Source organism: Pseudomonas sp. GW456-L12, assembly GCF_059424045.1.
Genome location: NZ_JBWKZA010000012.1, coordinates 176,426 through 190,768 on the forward strand (window position 1 = coordinate 176,426; position 14,343 = coordinate 190,768).

Annotated in this window: 16 protein-coding genes; 7 read left to right on the forward strand and 9 right to left on the reverse strand. The window is 59.9% G+C overall.

The window, feature by feature from the left end:
* Position 1: 1 nt before the first annotated feature.
* The 3 genes from trpD to AC07Y9_RS17385 all read left to right on the forward strand — a co-directional run bounded on the left by trpD (position 2) and on the right by AC07Y9_RS17385 (position 2,653).
* Complete coding sequence (gene trpD / locus AC07Y9_RS17375) at positions 2-1,051, forward strand: anthranilate phosphoribosyltransferase (protein WP_007930171.1); 1,050 nt, start codon at positions 2-4, stop codon at positions 1,049-1,051.
* Positions 1,048-1,884, forward strand: a complete 837-nt coding sequence (gene trpC, locus AC07Y9_RS17380; RefSeq protein ID WP_087089354.1) for an indole-3-glycerol phosphate synthase TrpC — start codon at positions 1,048-1,050, stop codon at positions 1,882-1,884. The genes trpD and trpC overlap by 4 nt, the downstream gene beginning before the upstream one ends.
* A gap of 67 nt (positions 1,885-1,951) precedes the next feature.
* Positions 1,952-2,653: a lipoate--protein ligase family protein gene (locus tag AC07Y9_RS17385; RefSeq protein WP_102679185.1), complete on the forward strand. Its 702-nt coding sequence runs from the start codon at positions 1,952-1,954 to the stop codon at positions 2,651-2,653.
* Here the strand turns inward: AC07Y9_RS17385 and crp are convergent.
* Entirely contained in the window at positions 2,650-3,294 is a 645-nt protein-coding gene (crp, locus tag AC07Y9_RS17390) for a cAMP-activated global transcriptional regulator CRP (RefSeq protein WP_007930174.1), read from the reverse strand. The genes AC07Y9_RS17385 and crp overlap by 4 nt on opposite strands.
* Before the next feature lie 236 nt (positions 3,295-3,530).
* On the opposite strand from crp, the gene AC07Y9_RS17395 reads away from it, so the two are divergent.
* On the forward strand, positions 3,531-3,953 hold the full coding sequence (locus AC07Y9_RS17395; RefSeq protein ID WP_009045862.1) for an OsmC family protein: 423 nt from the start codon (positions 3,531-3,533) through the stop codon (positions 3,951-3,953).
* A gap of 82 nt (positions 3,954-4,035) precedes the next feature.
* Here the strand turns inward: AC07Y9_RS17395 and coq7 are convergent, their stop codons facing one another.
* The 6 genes from coq7 to hemJ all read right to left on the reverse strand — a co-directional run bounded on the left by coq7 (position 4,036) and on the right by hemJ (position 8,541).
* Positions 4,036-4,683 (reverse strand): 2-polyprenyl-3-methyl-6-methoxy-1,4-benzoquinone monooxygenase, encoded by a 648-nt coding sequence (gene coq7, locus AC07Y9_RS17400; protein WP_007930179.1) that lies wholly within the window; start codon positions 4,681-4,683, stop codon positions 4,036-4,038.
* A 124-nt stretch (positions 4,684-4,807) separates the two neighbouring features.
* Positions 4,808-5,146, reverse strand: coding sequence for a histidine triad nucleotide-binding protein (locus tag AC07Y9_RS17405; RefSeq protein WP_007930180.1), 339 nt, complete (start codon positions 5,144-5,146; stop codon positions 4,808-4,810).
* Between the two features lie 79 nt (positions 5,147-5,225).
* Positions 5,226-6,014, reverse strand: coding sequence for an SDR family NAD(P)-dependent oxidoreductase (locus tag AC07Y9_RS17410; RefSeq protein WP_007930181.1), 789 nt, complete (start codon positions 6,012-6,014; stop codon positions 5,226-5,228).
* 130 nt (positions 6,015-6,144) lie between these two features.
* Positions 6,145-7,014 (reverse strand): DUF805 domain-containing protein, encoded by an 870-nt coding sequence (locus AC07Y9_RS17415; protein ID WP_087089349.1) that lies wholly within the window; start codon positions 7,012-7,014, stop codon positions 6,145-6,147.
* A gap of 92 nt (positions 7,015-7,106) precedes the next feature.
* Positions 7,107-8,075 carry an NAD(P)H-dependent flavin oxidoreductase gene (locus AC07Y9_RS17420; protein WP_007930184.1) on the reverse strand — a complete coding sequence of 323 codons (969 nt, stop codon included), beginning with the start codon at positions 8,073-8,075 and terminating at the stop codon, positions 7,107-7,109.
* Between the two features lie 34 nt (positions 8,076-8,109).
* The gene (gene hemJ / locus AC07Y9_RS17425) at positions 8,110-8,541 is read right to left on the reverse strand and encodes a protoporphyrinogen oxidase HemJ (RefSeq protein WP_007930191.1); all 432 of its coding nucleotides are present in this window, start codon (positions 8,539-8,541) and stop codon (positions 8,110-8,112) included.
* A 134-nt stretch (positions 8,542-8,675) separates the two neighbouring features.
* Here hemJ and argC point away from each other — a divergent pair, with 134 nt between their 5' ends.
* Positions 8,676-9,710 carry an N-acetyl-gamma-glutamyl-phosphate reductase gene (gene argC / locus AC07Y9_RS17430; RefSeq protein ID WP_009045860.1) on the forward strand — a complete coding sequence of 345 codons (1,035 nt, stop codon included), beginning with the start codon at positions 8,676-8,678 and terminating at the stop codon, positions 9,708-9,710.
* A gap of 167 nt (positions 9,711-9,877) precedes the next feature.
* Positions 9,878-10,228, forward strand: a complete 351-nt coding sequence (erpA, locus tag AC07Y9_RS17435; protein WP_007906865.1) for an iron-sulfur cluster insertion protein ErpA — start codon at positions 9,878-9,880, stop codon at positions 10,226-10,228.
* 67 nt (positions 10,229-10,295) lie between these two features.
* On the opposite strand, the gene AC07Y9_RS17440 is transcribed toward erpA, so the two are convergent.
* Both AC07Y9_RS17440 and AC07Y9_RS17445 read right to left on the reverse strand, forming a co-directional pair.
* Complete coding sequence (locus AC07Y9_RS17440; RefSeq protein WP_102679186.1) at positions 10,296-11,387, reverse strand: anhydro-N-acetylmuramic acid kinase; 1,092 nt, start codon at positions 11,385-11,387, stop codon at positions 10,296-10,298.
* 2 nt (positions 11,388-11,389) lie between these two features.
* Positions 11,390-12,820, reverse strand: a complete 1,431-nt coding sequence (locus AC07Y9_RS17445) for a peptidoglycan DD-metalloendopeptidase family protein (protein WP_097135124.1) — start codon at positions 12,818-12,820, stop codon at positions 11,390-11,392.
* A gap of 211 nt (positions 12,821-13,031) precedes the next feature.
* On the opposite strand from AC07Y9_RS17445, the gene tyrS reads away from it, so the two are divergent.
* Entirely contained in the window at positions 13,032-14,231 is a 1,200-nt protein-coding gene (tyrS, locus tag AC07Y9_RS17450) for a tyrosine--tRNA ligase (RefSeq protein WP_009045857.1), read from the forward strand.
* Positions 14,232-14,343: the final 112 nt, after the last annotated feature.

The following is a 14,343-nucleotide window of genomic DNA, read 5'->3' on the forward strand; positions in this document are numbered from 1 at the left end:
CATGGATATCAAGACTGCCCTGAGCCGTATCGTCGGCCACCTTGATCTGAGCACCGATGAAATGCGCCAGGTCATGCGTGAAATCATGACCGGCCAGTGCACCGACGCACAGATCGGCGCCTTCATGATGGCCATGCGCATGAAAAGCGAAAGCATCGACGAAATCGTCGGCGCTGTTTCGGTCATGCGCGAGCTGGCGGACAAGGTCGAGCTGAAAACCCTCGACGGAGTTGTCGATGTGGTCGGCACCGGCGGTGACGGTGCGAACATCTTCAACGTGTCCACGGCTTCTTCCTTTGTAGTCGCCGCAGCCGGTTGCACGGTGGCCAAGCATGGCAACCGTGCGGTGTCCGGGAAAAGCGGCAGTGCCGACCTGCTCGAATCCGCCGGTATCTACCTGAACCTGACGCCGGTACAGGTCGCCCGCTGTATCGACAACGTCGGTATCGGTTTCATGTTCGCCCAGTCCCATCACGGTGCCATGAAGTACGCCGCTGGCCCGCGTCGCGATCTCGGCCTGCGCACCCTGTTCAACATGCTTGGCCCGCTTACGAATCCGGCCGGCGTGAAGCATCAGGTGGTAGGTGTGTTCACTCAGGCGTTGTGCCGGCCGTTGGCCGAGGTTTTGCAACGCCTGGGCAGCAAGCACGTGCTGGTGGTGCACTCTCAGGATGGCCTGGATGAATTCAGCCTCGCCGCGCCGACCTTCGTCGCGGAGCTGAAGGACGACCAGATCACTGAATATTGGGTTCAGCCCGAAGACCTCGGCATGAAGAGCCAGAGCCTGTTCGGCCTGGTGGTCGAAAGCCCGGCGGCATCGCTCGAGCTGATCCGCGATGCCCTGGGGCGGCGCAAGACCGAGCATGGGCAGAAGGCGGCGGAGATGATCGTGCTCAATGCCGGTGCCGCGCTCTATGCGGCGGACCATGCCAGCAGCCTGAAAGAGGGTGTGGCCCTGGCCCATGACGCTTTGCACACCGGGCTGGCTCGCGAGAAGCTTGAGGAGTTGGGTGCCTTTACCGCGGTATTCAAGCAGGAGAATGAAGGATGAGTGTGCCGACGGTTCTGGAAAAAATCCTCGCCCGCAAGGTCGAGGAAGTGGCTGAGCGTAGCGCACGAGTAAGCCTGGCCGAACTCGAAGGCCTGGCCCGTGCCGCGGATGCGCCGCGCGGCTTTGCCAAGGCGCTGCTCGACCAGGCCAGGCTCAAGCAGCCGGCGGTGATCGCCGAAATCAAGAAAGCCTCGCCGAGCAAAGGCGTGATCCGCGAGCATTTCGTGCCGGCAGAGATCGCCAAGAGCTATGAGAAGGGCGGCGCAACCTGCCTGTCGGTACTCACCGATATCGATTACTTCCAGGGCGCCGATGCCTATCTGCAACAGGCGCGTGCCGCCTGTTCGTTGCCGGTGATTCGCAAGGATTTCATGATCGATCCGTACCAGATCGTCGAAGCCCGTGCCTTGGGGGCCGACTGCGTACTGTTGATCGTGGCCGCGCTGGATGATGTCAGGATGGCCGAACTGGCTGCCGTGGCCAAAGGCGTGGGTCTTGATGTGCTGGTCGAAGTGCATGATGGCGACGAACTGGAGCGTGCCCTGAAAACCCTCGACACGCCGCTGGTGGGCATCAACAACCGCAACCTGCACACCTTCGAGGTCAATCTGGAGACCACCCTCGATCTGTTGCCGCAGATTCCGCGCGATCGTCTGGTGATCACCGAGAGCGGTATCCTCAACCGGGCCGATGTCGAGCTGATGGAAATCAGCGACGTCTACTCCTTCCTGGTGGGCGAAGCCTTCATGCGCGCCGAAAGCCCTGGCCTGGAGTTGCAGCGCCTGTTCTTCCCGGAGCGTGGCGTGCCGGTGAGCGGTTCGACCCTGGACTGAACCTGAGTTGATGAAGAAGCCGGCGCCGCCGGCTTTTTTATACCTATCGCCAAGGACCTTTACTGCCATGATCCAGCCCCTTTCCCTGACCGTCGAAGCCGGCCTGCAGGCCGAACAGGATCTGCTCGCCCAGGTATGCACCGGTGACCAGGAGTACGGTTTGTTGTTCTGGCAGCCGAGCGACAGGGCCTTGGTGATGCCGCGACGCTTGAGCCGTTTGCCGGGGTTCGAGCAGGCCTGCGACGTGCTGGCCGCCAGTGGCTGGCCGGTGTTGCTGCGAGAAACCGGTGGGGAGCCGGTGCCGCAATCGGCGGCGACGGTCAATATCGCGCTGGTTTATGCGCCGCCTCGCAGCGAGGGTGATCAGAATCGGATCGAAACCGGCTATCGCCGTTTGTGCCAGCCGATCTGCGACCTGATTTCCGAGCTGGGAGGCGAGCCCTCCCTGGGTGAAGTCGAGGGCGCTTTCTGCGATGGCCGGTTCAACGTCAATCTCAACGGGCGCAAGATGGTCGGCACCGCCCAGCGTTGGCGCCAGAGCAAGGGTGGGACGCGTCCGGTTGGATTGGTGCATGGCGCGCTGTTGCTGGATGACGAGCGGGAAACCATGGTGGCGGCGGTCAATCGTTTCAACCAGGCCTGTGGCCTGGAGCAGCGTTGCCGCGCCGAGAGCCATATCGCCTTGCATGAGGCATTCGTCGCGCCGAATGCCATCGAGCGCCTGGATGCCCTGTACCGGCAGACGCTGGCGCAGTTCCTGCCGCTCTAACGGGTGCCGAACACCACCATGGTCTTGCCTTTGACATGGACCAGGTTGCGTTCTTCGAGGTCCTTGAGCACCCGGCCGACCATCTCCCTTGAGCAGCCGACGATCCGCCCGATTTCCTGGCGAGTCACCTTGATCTGCATGCCGTCCGGATGGGTCATGGCATCTGGCTGCTTGCACAGTTCGAGCAGGCAGCGGGCCACTCGCCCGGTGACATCGAAGAACGCCAGGTCGCCGACCTTGCGGGTAGTGTTGCGCAGGCGTTGGGCGATCTGGCCGCTGAGCACGTACAGAATGTCCGGGTCCTGTTGAGACAGCTCACGGAATTTTGCATAGCTGATCTCCGCGACTTCACATTCGACCTTGGCCCGTACCCAGGCGCTGCGTTGCTGCTCATGCCCGGCTTGTTCGAACAGGCCCAGCTCGCCGAAAAAATCCCCGGCGTTGAGGTAGGCGATGATCATTTCCCGACCGTCGTCATCTTCGATCAGGATGGTGACCGAGCCTTTGACGATGAAGAACAGCGTGTCCGACTGATCGCCGGCGCAGATGATGTTGCTCTTGGCCTGATAGCGGCGGCGCTGGCAATGCATCAACAGCTTGTCGAGGTTCTTGATCTTGGGTGTAGGGGCAAGAGCAACCATGGTTGTATCCCGAAAAGACAGCACGGTGTGATTTGGTTTTTTTATGGGGCGGTCAAGCTGGATCGCCGATAGCTGGCAATGCGCCAGTGATTTGGCGCCAGCTTAACAGACGCTTCCTTTGGGTAATTAAGAATTTTCCTATCAGAACTGAGTGTGGCACCCGAACAGGCAAAGCGCTGCCATCCCGGGCCCCTGTGCTAAGCTGGCGACCCTTTTTTAGCAGTGGAGTCTTGGCGATGAAGGCACGCATCCAATGGGCTGGCGAAGCCATGTTCCTCGGGGAATCGGGCAGCGGTCATGTGGTGGTAATGGATGGCCCGCCGGAAGCCGGTGGTCGTAACCTGGGCGTGCGCCCGATGGAAATGCTCCTGCTCGGCGTAGGCGGTTGCAGCAACTTCGACGTGGTCAGCATTCTGAAGAAATCCCGCCAGGCTGTCGAAAGTTGCGAAGCCTTCCTCGACGCCGAGCGTGCGACAGAGGATCCCAAGGTCTTCACCAAGATCCACATGCACTTCGTGGTCAAGGGCCGCGGGTTGAAAGAAGCCCAGGTCAAGCGCGCCATCGAGCTGTCGGCGGAAAAGTACTGCTCGGCATCGATCATGCTCGGTGCGGCCGGGGTTGCCATCACTCACGATTACGAAATCGTCGAGCTCGGTTGAGTCGCCATTCAATCCTTCTGAATTCGCGGCAAAAGAAAGGGCGCTGAAAAAGCGCCCTTTTTTTGCCTGCGATTTGTATCGCTCAGATCCGGTAAGTGCTTTTCGTCATGACCTTGGCCAGTAGGCTCATGCCGAATTTTACCGGCGCCGGGAAGCGGAATCCGCCCGCGTCCAGGGCGCTTTCGGCGTGTTGTTCTTCGTCGATGCGCATCTGCTCGAGAATCGCCCGGGATTTTTCGTCCTCGGCCGGCAATTGCTCAAGGTGTTCGTTGAGGTGTTTGCACACCTGATCTTCAGTGGCGGCCACGAAACCCAGGCTGACCTTGTCGCTGATCAGCCCGGCCACTGCGCCGATGCCGAATGACATGCCATAAAACAGCGGGTTGAGCACGCTGGTGTGGCTACCCAGTTGGTGAATGCGTTGCTCGCACCAGACCAGGTGATCGATTTCTTCTTCCGCGGCATGCTCCATGGCGGCGCGCACTTGCGGCAGCTTGGCGGTCAGTGCCTGGCCCTGGTACAGCGCCTGGGCGCAGACTTCGCCGGTATGGTTGATGCGCATCAGGCCGGCGACATGCTTGGTGTCCTCTTCGCTCATCTGCACGTCCGGCTGCACGATGGCAGGGGAAGGGCGATAAGGCTGGCCGCTGAAGGGCAGCAAGGTACGCATTGCCGCATCTGCCTGCAGCAGTAGACGGTCAATCGGCGAGTAGTGACGTTGGGTAGTCATGCTTACCTCCGGGAAGAATCACGGCGGCCAGTTTACCCCAATCGATGGGCAGAGGCCTGCGCTGGATCAGCACACTCTCGGCAAAGCGGGCGAGAAGTGTGCTGTCGCGCACCTTGGATGGGGATCAGCCCGGCGGCCAGTGCATCTGGCGCTGACCCAGAACATGCATGTGAATGTGATACACGGTCTGGCCACCGAGTTCATTGCAGTTCATGACGACCCGGAAGCCTTCTTCGCAGCCCAGCTCCCTGGCCAGACGCTGGGCGGTGAACAGGATATGTCCGGCCAGCAGCTTGTCGTCTTCGGTCAGGTCATTGAGGGTGCGTACCGGCTTTTTCGGAACTACCAGGAAATGCACGGGGGCCTGTGGGGCGATATCGTGGAAGGCCAGAACCTGGTCGTCCTCATAGATGATCTTCGCCGGTATTTCCCGGTTGATGATCTTGGTGAACAGAGTATCCACAGCTGTTTCTCCGTTGTGTTGGTCCGGGCTGAGTGTACTCAGGCAAGCCGAGTGCGCCCAGCCTTAGATGGTTGCCAGGTCAGCGCGGGCAATAGGCTTTGTTGACGGCGCCGGAAATCTTGCGGGTCAGCCAGCGCGAACCCAGGCGCGGGCTGAACGCAAACCAGCGGTTGCGGCGGCCGGGGATGATAATGGCGCGATTCTTGTCCAGGGCGCGCACGGTGTACAGCGCGACTTCTTCCGGGCTCATCAGCAGTTTGCTGTCGTTAAGCTTGCTGGTGTTCAACTGGGCGGTATCAAAGAAACCGGTGCGGGTCGGGCCGGGGCAGAGCACGGAGACCTTCACTGCATTGTTTTTCAGCTCTTCGCGCAGGCCTTCGGAGAAGTGCAGTACATAGGCCTTGCTGGCGTAGTAGGTGCTCATCCAGGGGCCGGGATAGAAGCCGGCGATCGAAGCGACGTTGAGAATCTGCCCGCCGCCCTGCAAGGCCATGCTGTTGCCCAGTGCATGGCACAGCCGGGTGAGGGCCAGAATGTTCACTTCGATCAGGTCCTGCTCGGTCATCCAGTCCTGGGCGAGGAAGGGGCCGCAGGTGCCGATGCCGGCGCAGTTCACCAATAGATCGATCTGCCGGTCGCCTTCCTCCAGCTCCAGCAGGAAACCCGAAAGCCGCAAAGGCTCGGACAGGTCGCAGGCACGGAACAGCACCTCCACACCAAAGCGTTGGGTCAACTCGATGGCGATGCTTTCCAGCTGATCACGCTGACGGGCCACCAGGATCAGGCTGCGGCCGCGCCGTGCCAGCGCTTCGGCCAGGGCCAGGCCTATGCCGCTGGAGGCGCCGGTGATCAGAGCGTAACGGGTCATGCGGTTCTCCATTGCAACGGCCGGTTGCCTGTGGGGAAAAGTCCCAGGCAGCGGCGCGTTAATTCAATCCGATAGTCTACAGGTGGCCGGGGCGGGCTTGCTGCTTTCGCTGTTCCTGTTTCTGGGCGCCCTAGACCGAGCTGAGACCACCGATGAAGGACAGCAGCAAGACGATTATCCACAGCGCGGCAAGCCCCTTGACCGCTCCACTGTTTGGCGGAGGCGGCGCGCCGTAACGATTGGCGCCGGTGTTGCCCGGCAGGATCGCCAGCAGCAGCGGAAACACTGCGTACACAAAAGGCAGCAAATTCAGCAGCCAGAGCCAACCCGACCAGCCCAGGTCATGCAGGCGCTGAACGGAAATGGTGATGTTCAGATAGGCGAAGGCCAGTGCTACGACGCCGAGGAAGATCATTCCCGTCACTTGCAGGCTGTTGCCGACCAGAGCCGCGGTCAGGAAGCCGCCGGCCAGGGTAGTCAGCAGGATCAGCACCAGGGTCCAGGCGAGATAGCGCAGGCGCCCGATGCGTCCATCGACGGTGTAGAACTTCAGCTCGCCAAACTCGGGAAGTGGATCGCCTACTGTGGCTTGAGGCGGGGTGTAGGGCGAAGTACCCGCGCCGGCCATGGGGTCTGGCGTCGGCGTAGGGGCCGGGCGTTGCCAGTCACTTGTCGCGGTGGGTTCTGCCTGGGGCAAGTCCACCGAAGGTGCTGGTGCTGGTGCTGGGGGAGCAGGCTGAGGTACAGGTTGGCTGGTGCCTGGGGCAAGATCCGGTTCGATGCGTGGGGCGATCCCGGCCTGGTTCAGCGCGGCGAGATAGATGTCCGCGTCCTGTTGGGAGAGGTCGCGCTTGAGGGTGATGTTTTGCCCCTTGAACAGAGGCTCGATCGCGGCGATATCACTTTTGAACAGCTTGGCGATTTTCTGCTTGGCATGTTCGATGTCGACACCCGGAAGCAGAGCCCCGTCAAATACGATCTTGAAACGGTCTTGGCTCATGCAGGGCGTCCTTGTCGGCTATATAGAGAGGGCTTTCGCAGGGCGACAGTTTAAGGCCAGCCGTCCGTTGCTGGCCAAAAAACATCAGCGATTCAGCGCGGCCAGCGTTGCGGTAGCCGGGCGGCCAGCTCCTGCGCGGCACGGTATTCGGCGTCCAGACGGGCGATCAGTTGATCGACGCTCGGCAAGTCATCGATTTCACCGACGCCTTGTCCGGCGGACCACACGGTTTTCCAGGCTTTGGCTTCGTCGCTGAGCGGCTTGAGTTTCGAGCCGAAGTTGACTTCGCCTTTGCCCTGCAGGGCGGCAAGGTCGAAGCCTGCGTTTTCCAGGCTTTGGCGCATGAAGCTTGCCGGAACCCCGGAGACTGCCGCGGTGTGCACAATGTCGGCGGCCTTGGCGCTCAGCAGCATCTCCTTGTAGGCCTCCGGTGCATGGCTTTCCGTGGTGCCGATAAAACGCGTGCCAAAGTAGGCGAGGTCGGCGCCGAGCAACTGTGCGGCGAGGATCTCGTGGCCGTGGTTCAGGCAGCCAGCCAGCAGCAGCGTCTTGTCGAAGAACTGGCGGATTTCAGCGATCAGGGAGAACGGGCTCCAGGTCCCGGCGTGGCCACCGGCGCCGGCGGCTACGGCGATCAGTCCATCGACCCCGGCCTCGGCGGCTTTTTCCGCGTGGCGCCGGGTGGTGACGTCATGGAAGACCAGGCCTCCATAGGCATGAACCGCATCGACCAGTTCCTTCACCGCGCCCAGGCTGGTGATGACGATAGGCACCTTGTGTTCGATGCAGATCGCCAGGTCGGCGTTCAGGCGTGGGTTGCTGTGATGCACGATCAAATTGACGGCATAGGGCGCAGGGTTTTCCAGGGTCGCAAGGCCTGCTTCGATTTCTTCCAGCCAGGCTTTGAAGCCACTGCTTTCACGCTGGTTGAGGGCAGGGAAACTGCCGACCACACCATTGCGGCAGCACGCCAGAACCAGTTGTGGGTTGGAAATCAGGAACATCGGCGCCGCCACGACAGGCAAGCGCAAGCGTTGTTCGAGCAGAGCGGGCAGCGACATTGGAAGTACCCCGAATAATGACGGCTAGTAGGAGTTAGAACGGCCGGACAACGACCAGAATTACGATAGCCAGCAATACCAGAACTGGCACTTCATTGAACCAGCGGTAAAAGACATGGCTGCGGGTGTTTTCGCCACGGGCAAAACGCTTCACCTGGGCGCCGCACATATGGTGGTAGCCAATCAGGATGACCACCAGGGTCAGCTTGGCATGCATCCAGCCGCCCTGGCCGAAGTAGGCGCTGGGGTTCAGGCTCAGCAGCCAGATACCGAAAATCAGCGTGGCGATCATCGCCGGCCCCATGATCCCGCGGTACAGCTTGCGCTCCATGATGCTGAAGCGTTCCTTGCTGATCGTGTCTTCGCTTTGAGCGTGATAAACGAACAGGCGCGGCAGGTAGAACAGACCGGCAAACCAGCAGACCAGACTGACGATGTGAAAGGCTTTGAGCCACAGATAGAGCATTTCGGTTATTCCCAGGTTCACGGTAGCGAAGATAGTAGTGGCAGGAGCGTCCGCACGTCACCTTGACGGTTGTCGCAGGGTCTTTCGGCCCCTATCATCGACGGCTTTCCAGTGGGTTTGTTGAGGGCAGGTTTATGGTCAAGGTCGGTATCGTCGGCGGCACGGGTTACACCGGTGTCGAACTGCTGCGTCTGTTGGCACAGCATCCGCAGGCTGAAGTGGTGGTCATCACTTCCCGATCCGAGGCAGGCCTTGCCGTCGCCGATATGTACCCGAACCTGCGAGGCCACTATGACGGCCTGGCATTCAGCGTTCCGGACATCAAGACCCTCGGTGCCTGCGATGTGGTGTTCTTCGCGACTCCGCACGGTGTTGCCCATGCCCTGGCGGGTGAGCTGCTGGCTGCCGGTACCAAGGTCATCGACCTGTCGGCGGACTTCCGTCTGCAGGACGCCGATGAGTGGGCCAAGTGGTACGGCCAGCCCCATGGGGCCCCTGAGTTGCTCGACGAAGCCGTCTATGGCCTGCCGGAAGTCAATCGCGAGCAGATCAAGAAGGCCCGCCTGATCGCTGTTCCGGGTTGCTACCCGACCGCTACCCAGCTCGGCTTCCTGCCATTGCTGGAGGCGGGGCTGGCCGACACTTCGCGGCTGATCGCCGACTGCAAGTCGGGTGTCAGCGGTGCCGGTCGGGGCGCCAGCGTCGGTTCCCTGTACTCCGAGACCTCGGAAAGCATGAAGGCCTATGCGGTCAAAGGTCATCGTCACCTGCCGGAGATTCGCCAGGGCCTGCGCCGTGCGGCGGGCAAGGATGTCGGCCTGACGTTCGTGCCTCACCTGACGCCGATGATCCGTGGCATTCACTCGACGCTCTATTCCACTGTCGTGGACAAGTCGGTGGACCTGCAGGCGCTGTTCGAGAAACGTTATGCCAACGAGCCGTTCGTGGATGTGATGCCGGCGGGCAGCCATCCGGAAACCCGCAGCGTGCGGGGCGCCAACGTATGCCGGATTGCCGTGCACCGTCCGCAGGATGGCGACCTGGTGGTCGTGTTGTCGGTGATCGACAACCTGGTCAAAGGCGCGTCGGGCCAGGCCGTACAGAACCTGAACATCCTGTTCGGTCTGGACGAGCGTCTGGGCCTGTCCCACGCCGGCATGCTGCCTTAAGGCGCCTGCCTGCTTCAGCAAAAGGCCCGTTACGGGCCTTTTTGCATTTCTGCGGTAAGCCCTGGGCTTATTGATATACCGTAACAATAGTTGACCGCTTTTCTGGGAGAAGCGGATAATGCGCGTCATCACGCATTATGGCGGCGTAACGCCGGGAGATAGTCAGCATGAGCGTCGAATCCTTCACCCCCACGGCTTTGCAATTCACCCACGGTGCCGCGCACAAGGTGAAGAGCCTGGTCGATGAAGAGGGTAATGATCGCTTGAAGCTGCGCGTATTCGTTACGGGCGGCGGTTGTTCAGGGTTTCAGTACGGCTTCACTTTCGATGAAGAAGTCGCGGATGACGACACCATCGTCGAGCGCGAAGGCGTCAGCCTGGTGGTCGATCCGATGAGCTTCCAGTACCTGGCGGGTGCCGAGGTGGATTATCAGGAAGGTCTGGAAGGTTCGCGTTTCGTGATCAAGAACCCGAATGCCACGACCACCTGCGGTTGCGGTTCTTCGTTCTCGATCTGATCGCTGAATAAGGTTTTACCAAGCGCCGCAGGGCTTTCGGGCTCTGCGGCGTTTTGCTGTCTGGCGATCAGGCGGGGTAGATCGCGCCCAGGATACGTAAGCCGCGGGCGCCGGTGACACTTGGGCGGTTGGCGGCTATGCCTTCCAGGCAGCAGTGGGCCAGCCAGGCGAATGCCATGGCTTCAACCCAGTCCGGATCGACGCCGTGGGTGGTGGTACTGCTGACCTTGGTGTTAGGCAGCAGGCTGGACAGGCGACTCATCAAGGCCGAGTTGTGAGCGCCGCCGCCGCAGACCAGCAGCTCCTGGGTATCGGTCTGCGCCACCTGCAGCGACTCGGCGATGGTCAGCGCGGTCAGCTCCAGGAGCGTTGCCTGTACGTTTTCGGGGGGCAAGGCTGGCAGGCGAGCCAGATGCTCCTGTAGCCACTCCAGGTTGAATACCTCGCGACCCGTACTCTTCGGGCCTTGAGTGGCAAAGAATGGGTCGCTGAGCAGCGCGTTCAGCAGCCGCGGCTCAACCTGACCGCTGGCAGCCCATTGGCCGTCGCGATCATAGTTTTCTCCACGCTGGGCATTGATCCAGGCATCCAGCAGGACGTTACCCGGGCCACAGTCGAAGCCGGCAACCGGCTTGTCGCTCTCGATCAGGCTCAGGTTGCTGAAACCGCCGACATTGAGGACCGCGCGCTTGCCACAGCTTTGATCAAAGAGCGCTTCATGAAAGGCCGGTACCAGTGGAGCGCCCTGGCCGCCGGCAGCGACGTCGCGGCTGCGGAAGTCGCTGACCACCGTGACTCCGGTCAGCTCTGTCAGTAATGCCGGGTTGCCGATCTGGACCGTGAAGCCGCGGGCGGGCTCATGGCGGATGGTCTGGCCATGACTGCCAATGGCGCGGATGTCTGCGGGTTTCAGTTTCTGTTGGGCAAGTAGGCTATGAATACCCTGGGCGGCCAGTTTTACCCAGTTTTGCTGGGCGATGGCGGAGCGGGCGATTTCATCGGGACCGCTGGCGCACAAGCCAAGCAGCTCGGCGCGCAGGGATTCAGGCATGGGAATGTAATGCGTGGCGATCAGCCTGATCGGCGGTGTTTGCTCGATGAGTGCGATATCCAGGCCATCAAGACTGGTCCCGGACATCACACCTATATAGAGCGCCATGCTTAACGCTTGTTCGAAGCGAGCAGGGTGGCTTTTTCCTGATCCATCCGCGCCATCAGTGGCTGGCTTTGTTGCAGGAAGCGTGCGCGTTCCGCTTTGGCGATCGGATCGGCCATTGGCAGCTTCTGGCCCAGTGGATCGACGTGAACGCCGTTGACCTGGAACTCGTAATGCAAATGCGGGCCCGTGGAAAGCCCGGTGGTGCCGATGTAGCCGATCACCTGGCCCTGCTTGACGGTTCCGCCGGTCTTGACGCCTTTGGCGAAGCCTTGCATATGGCCGTACAGCGTGCGGTAAGCATTGCCGTGCTGGATGATCACGGTGTTGCCGTATCCGCCACGACGCCCGGCCAGGAGCACCTTGCCATCGCCGGCTGCCTTGATTGGCGTACCGCGAGGGGCTGCGTAGTCGACGCCTTTGTGAGCGCGGATCTTGTTCAGGATCGGGTGTTTGCGGCCCATGGAGAAGCGCGAACTGATACGTGCGAAGTCCACCGGAGTACGGATAAAGGCCTTGCGCATGCTATTGCCATCAGCGGTGTAATAACTGCTCATGCCTTGTTTGTTGGTGTAACGCACCGCGGTGTAGGTCTTGCCACGGTTGGTGAAGCGCGCAGAGAGAATGTTGCGGGTACCCACAGCTTTACCATTGACGACGGTTTGTTCGTAGATCACGTCGAACTCGTCACCGGGGCGAATATCCTGGGCGAAGTCGATGTCGTAGCCAAAGACGTTGGCCATGTCCATCGTCAGGCTGTGAGACAGGCCAGCACGTGCTGCGGATTGCGACAGCGAACTGTTGATCACACCATGAACGTAGGCCGTGCGCACCATGGGCTTGGCGGTGATACGGCTGAAGGCGAAGCCTTTTGGCCCTTTGGTCAGGGTGATGCTTTCCAGGTCATTGACCTTGCTGTGCAGATTGTTCAACTGGCCGTCCGGACCCAGTTCGAACTCAAGTTTCTGGCCGCGCTTCAGCTGGGTGAACTGCTTGGCTTGCTTGTCGCTGGCCAACACGTCATGCACCGAAGTGGCAGGTAGGCCGACCTTCTCGAATAGCGTGGAAAGGGTGTCGCCCTTGGCAACAATGACTTCCCTGTGATTCGCTGCCTTCTTTTCTTCCGCCACGGCCGGAGCAGGCTGCTCTTGAGCGGTTTCAGTGGTTTTCGCAGTGTCTTCGGGGCTGTTTTCGATTTGTGCGAACGGGGACGCTACGGCTTCATTTGTGGCTTGTACGGCGTCTGCGGCGTCTTGATCTTGTGTCAGTTGCTCGGCCGGGCTTTCCAGGTCGAGGCTCAGAGTTGTTCTTTTGGCTTCTACATCGCTGGAAGGGAATACCAGGAGCGCCAGGCTGAGGAGGGCGGCGATACCACTTGCGGCGAGCAGGTGGGTCTTCGGATAAAGCGGCGGGGCTTTAGGCGGTTCTGTGGTCATAAGTAATTTTGACTTTGAAAAAGATGAATTGGAAAAGATGAATGACATGATGAAGATGAAATAACTGTATAAAATATAACCAAATCATCTGTTAAGCAAGCCTGCGGACGTCCTGTTCGCGGAAAGCCATCCGTACGCCGGGCAAAACTTGTAATTGGGCGCTGATCTTGTATGGTTGGTTCCCTTTGAATCTGAGCCTTGCGGGTCTGTTATGAAGTCGGTTGAAGAACAGCTAGCGCTGATCAAACGTGGTGCAGAAGAGTTGTTGGTCGAGTCCGAGCTGATCGAAAAGCTCAAGCGCGGCCAACCGCTGCGTATTAAGGCTGGCTTCGACCCAACGGCGCCGGATTTGCACCTGGGTCATACCGTGCTTATTAATAAGCTGCGTCAGTTCCAGGATCTGGGTCATCAGGTGATCTTCCTGATCGGCGACTTCACTGGGATGATCGGTGATCCGAGTGGCAAGAGCGCAACTCGTCCGCCACTGACTCGCGAGCAGGTCCTCGAAAATGCCGAGACCTACAAGAGCCAGGTGTTCAAGATTCTCGACCCGGCGAAAACCGAGGTGGCCTTCAACTCCACCTGGATGGACAAGATGGGGCCTGCGGACTTCATCCGCCTGACTTCCCAGTACACCGTTGCTCGCATGCTCGAGCGTGACGACTTCGACAAGCGCTATTCCACCAATCAACCCATTGCCATTCACGAGTTCCTCTACCCGCTGGTTCAGGGTTATGACTCGGTGGCGCTGCGTGCCGATGTGGAGTTGGGCGGTACCGATCAGAAGTTCAATCTGTTGATGGGGCGTGAGCTGCAGCGCGGTTATGGTCAAGAGGCTCAGTGCATTCTGACGATGCCGTTGCTCGAGGGGTTGGACGGCGTCAAGAAGATGTCCAAGTCGCTGGGTAACTATGTAGGTATCCAGGAAGCGCCGGGTGTTATGTATAGCAAGCTGGTTTCCATTCCAGATGCGTTGATGTGGCGTTACTTTGAGCTGCTGAGCTTCCGCTCCATGGATGAGATTCTTTCCTTTAAGGCAGATGTCGAGGCGGGTGCGAATCCGCGGGATATCAAGATCAAGCTGGCTGAAGAAATCGTTGCGCGTTTCCATGGTGAGGAAGCTGCAGCGAATGCTCATCGTGCTGCGGGCAACCGCATGAAGGATGGTGAGCTACCGGATGATCTGCCTGAGATCGAGCTGGCTGCTGCTGAAGACATGCCGATCGCGGCTGTCCTTAATAAGGCGGGCTTGGTAAAGAACTCGGCAATGGCGCGTGACCTGCTCGGTTCGGGTGGTGTGCGTATAGATGGTGAGGTTGTTGAGCGTTCCTTTATATGGGCTGTCGGCTCGACTCATGTTTGTCAGGCCGGAAAGAAGGCTTTTGCACGTATTACGCTTAAATCCGAATAAAACTGAAAATAGGTGTTGACGGCGAATTATATCTCTCTATAATTCGCCCCACTTCCGGCGCAGTCGAAACGGAAAACTCCTTGAGATTCAACGAGTTACGCGGTTTTCGACA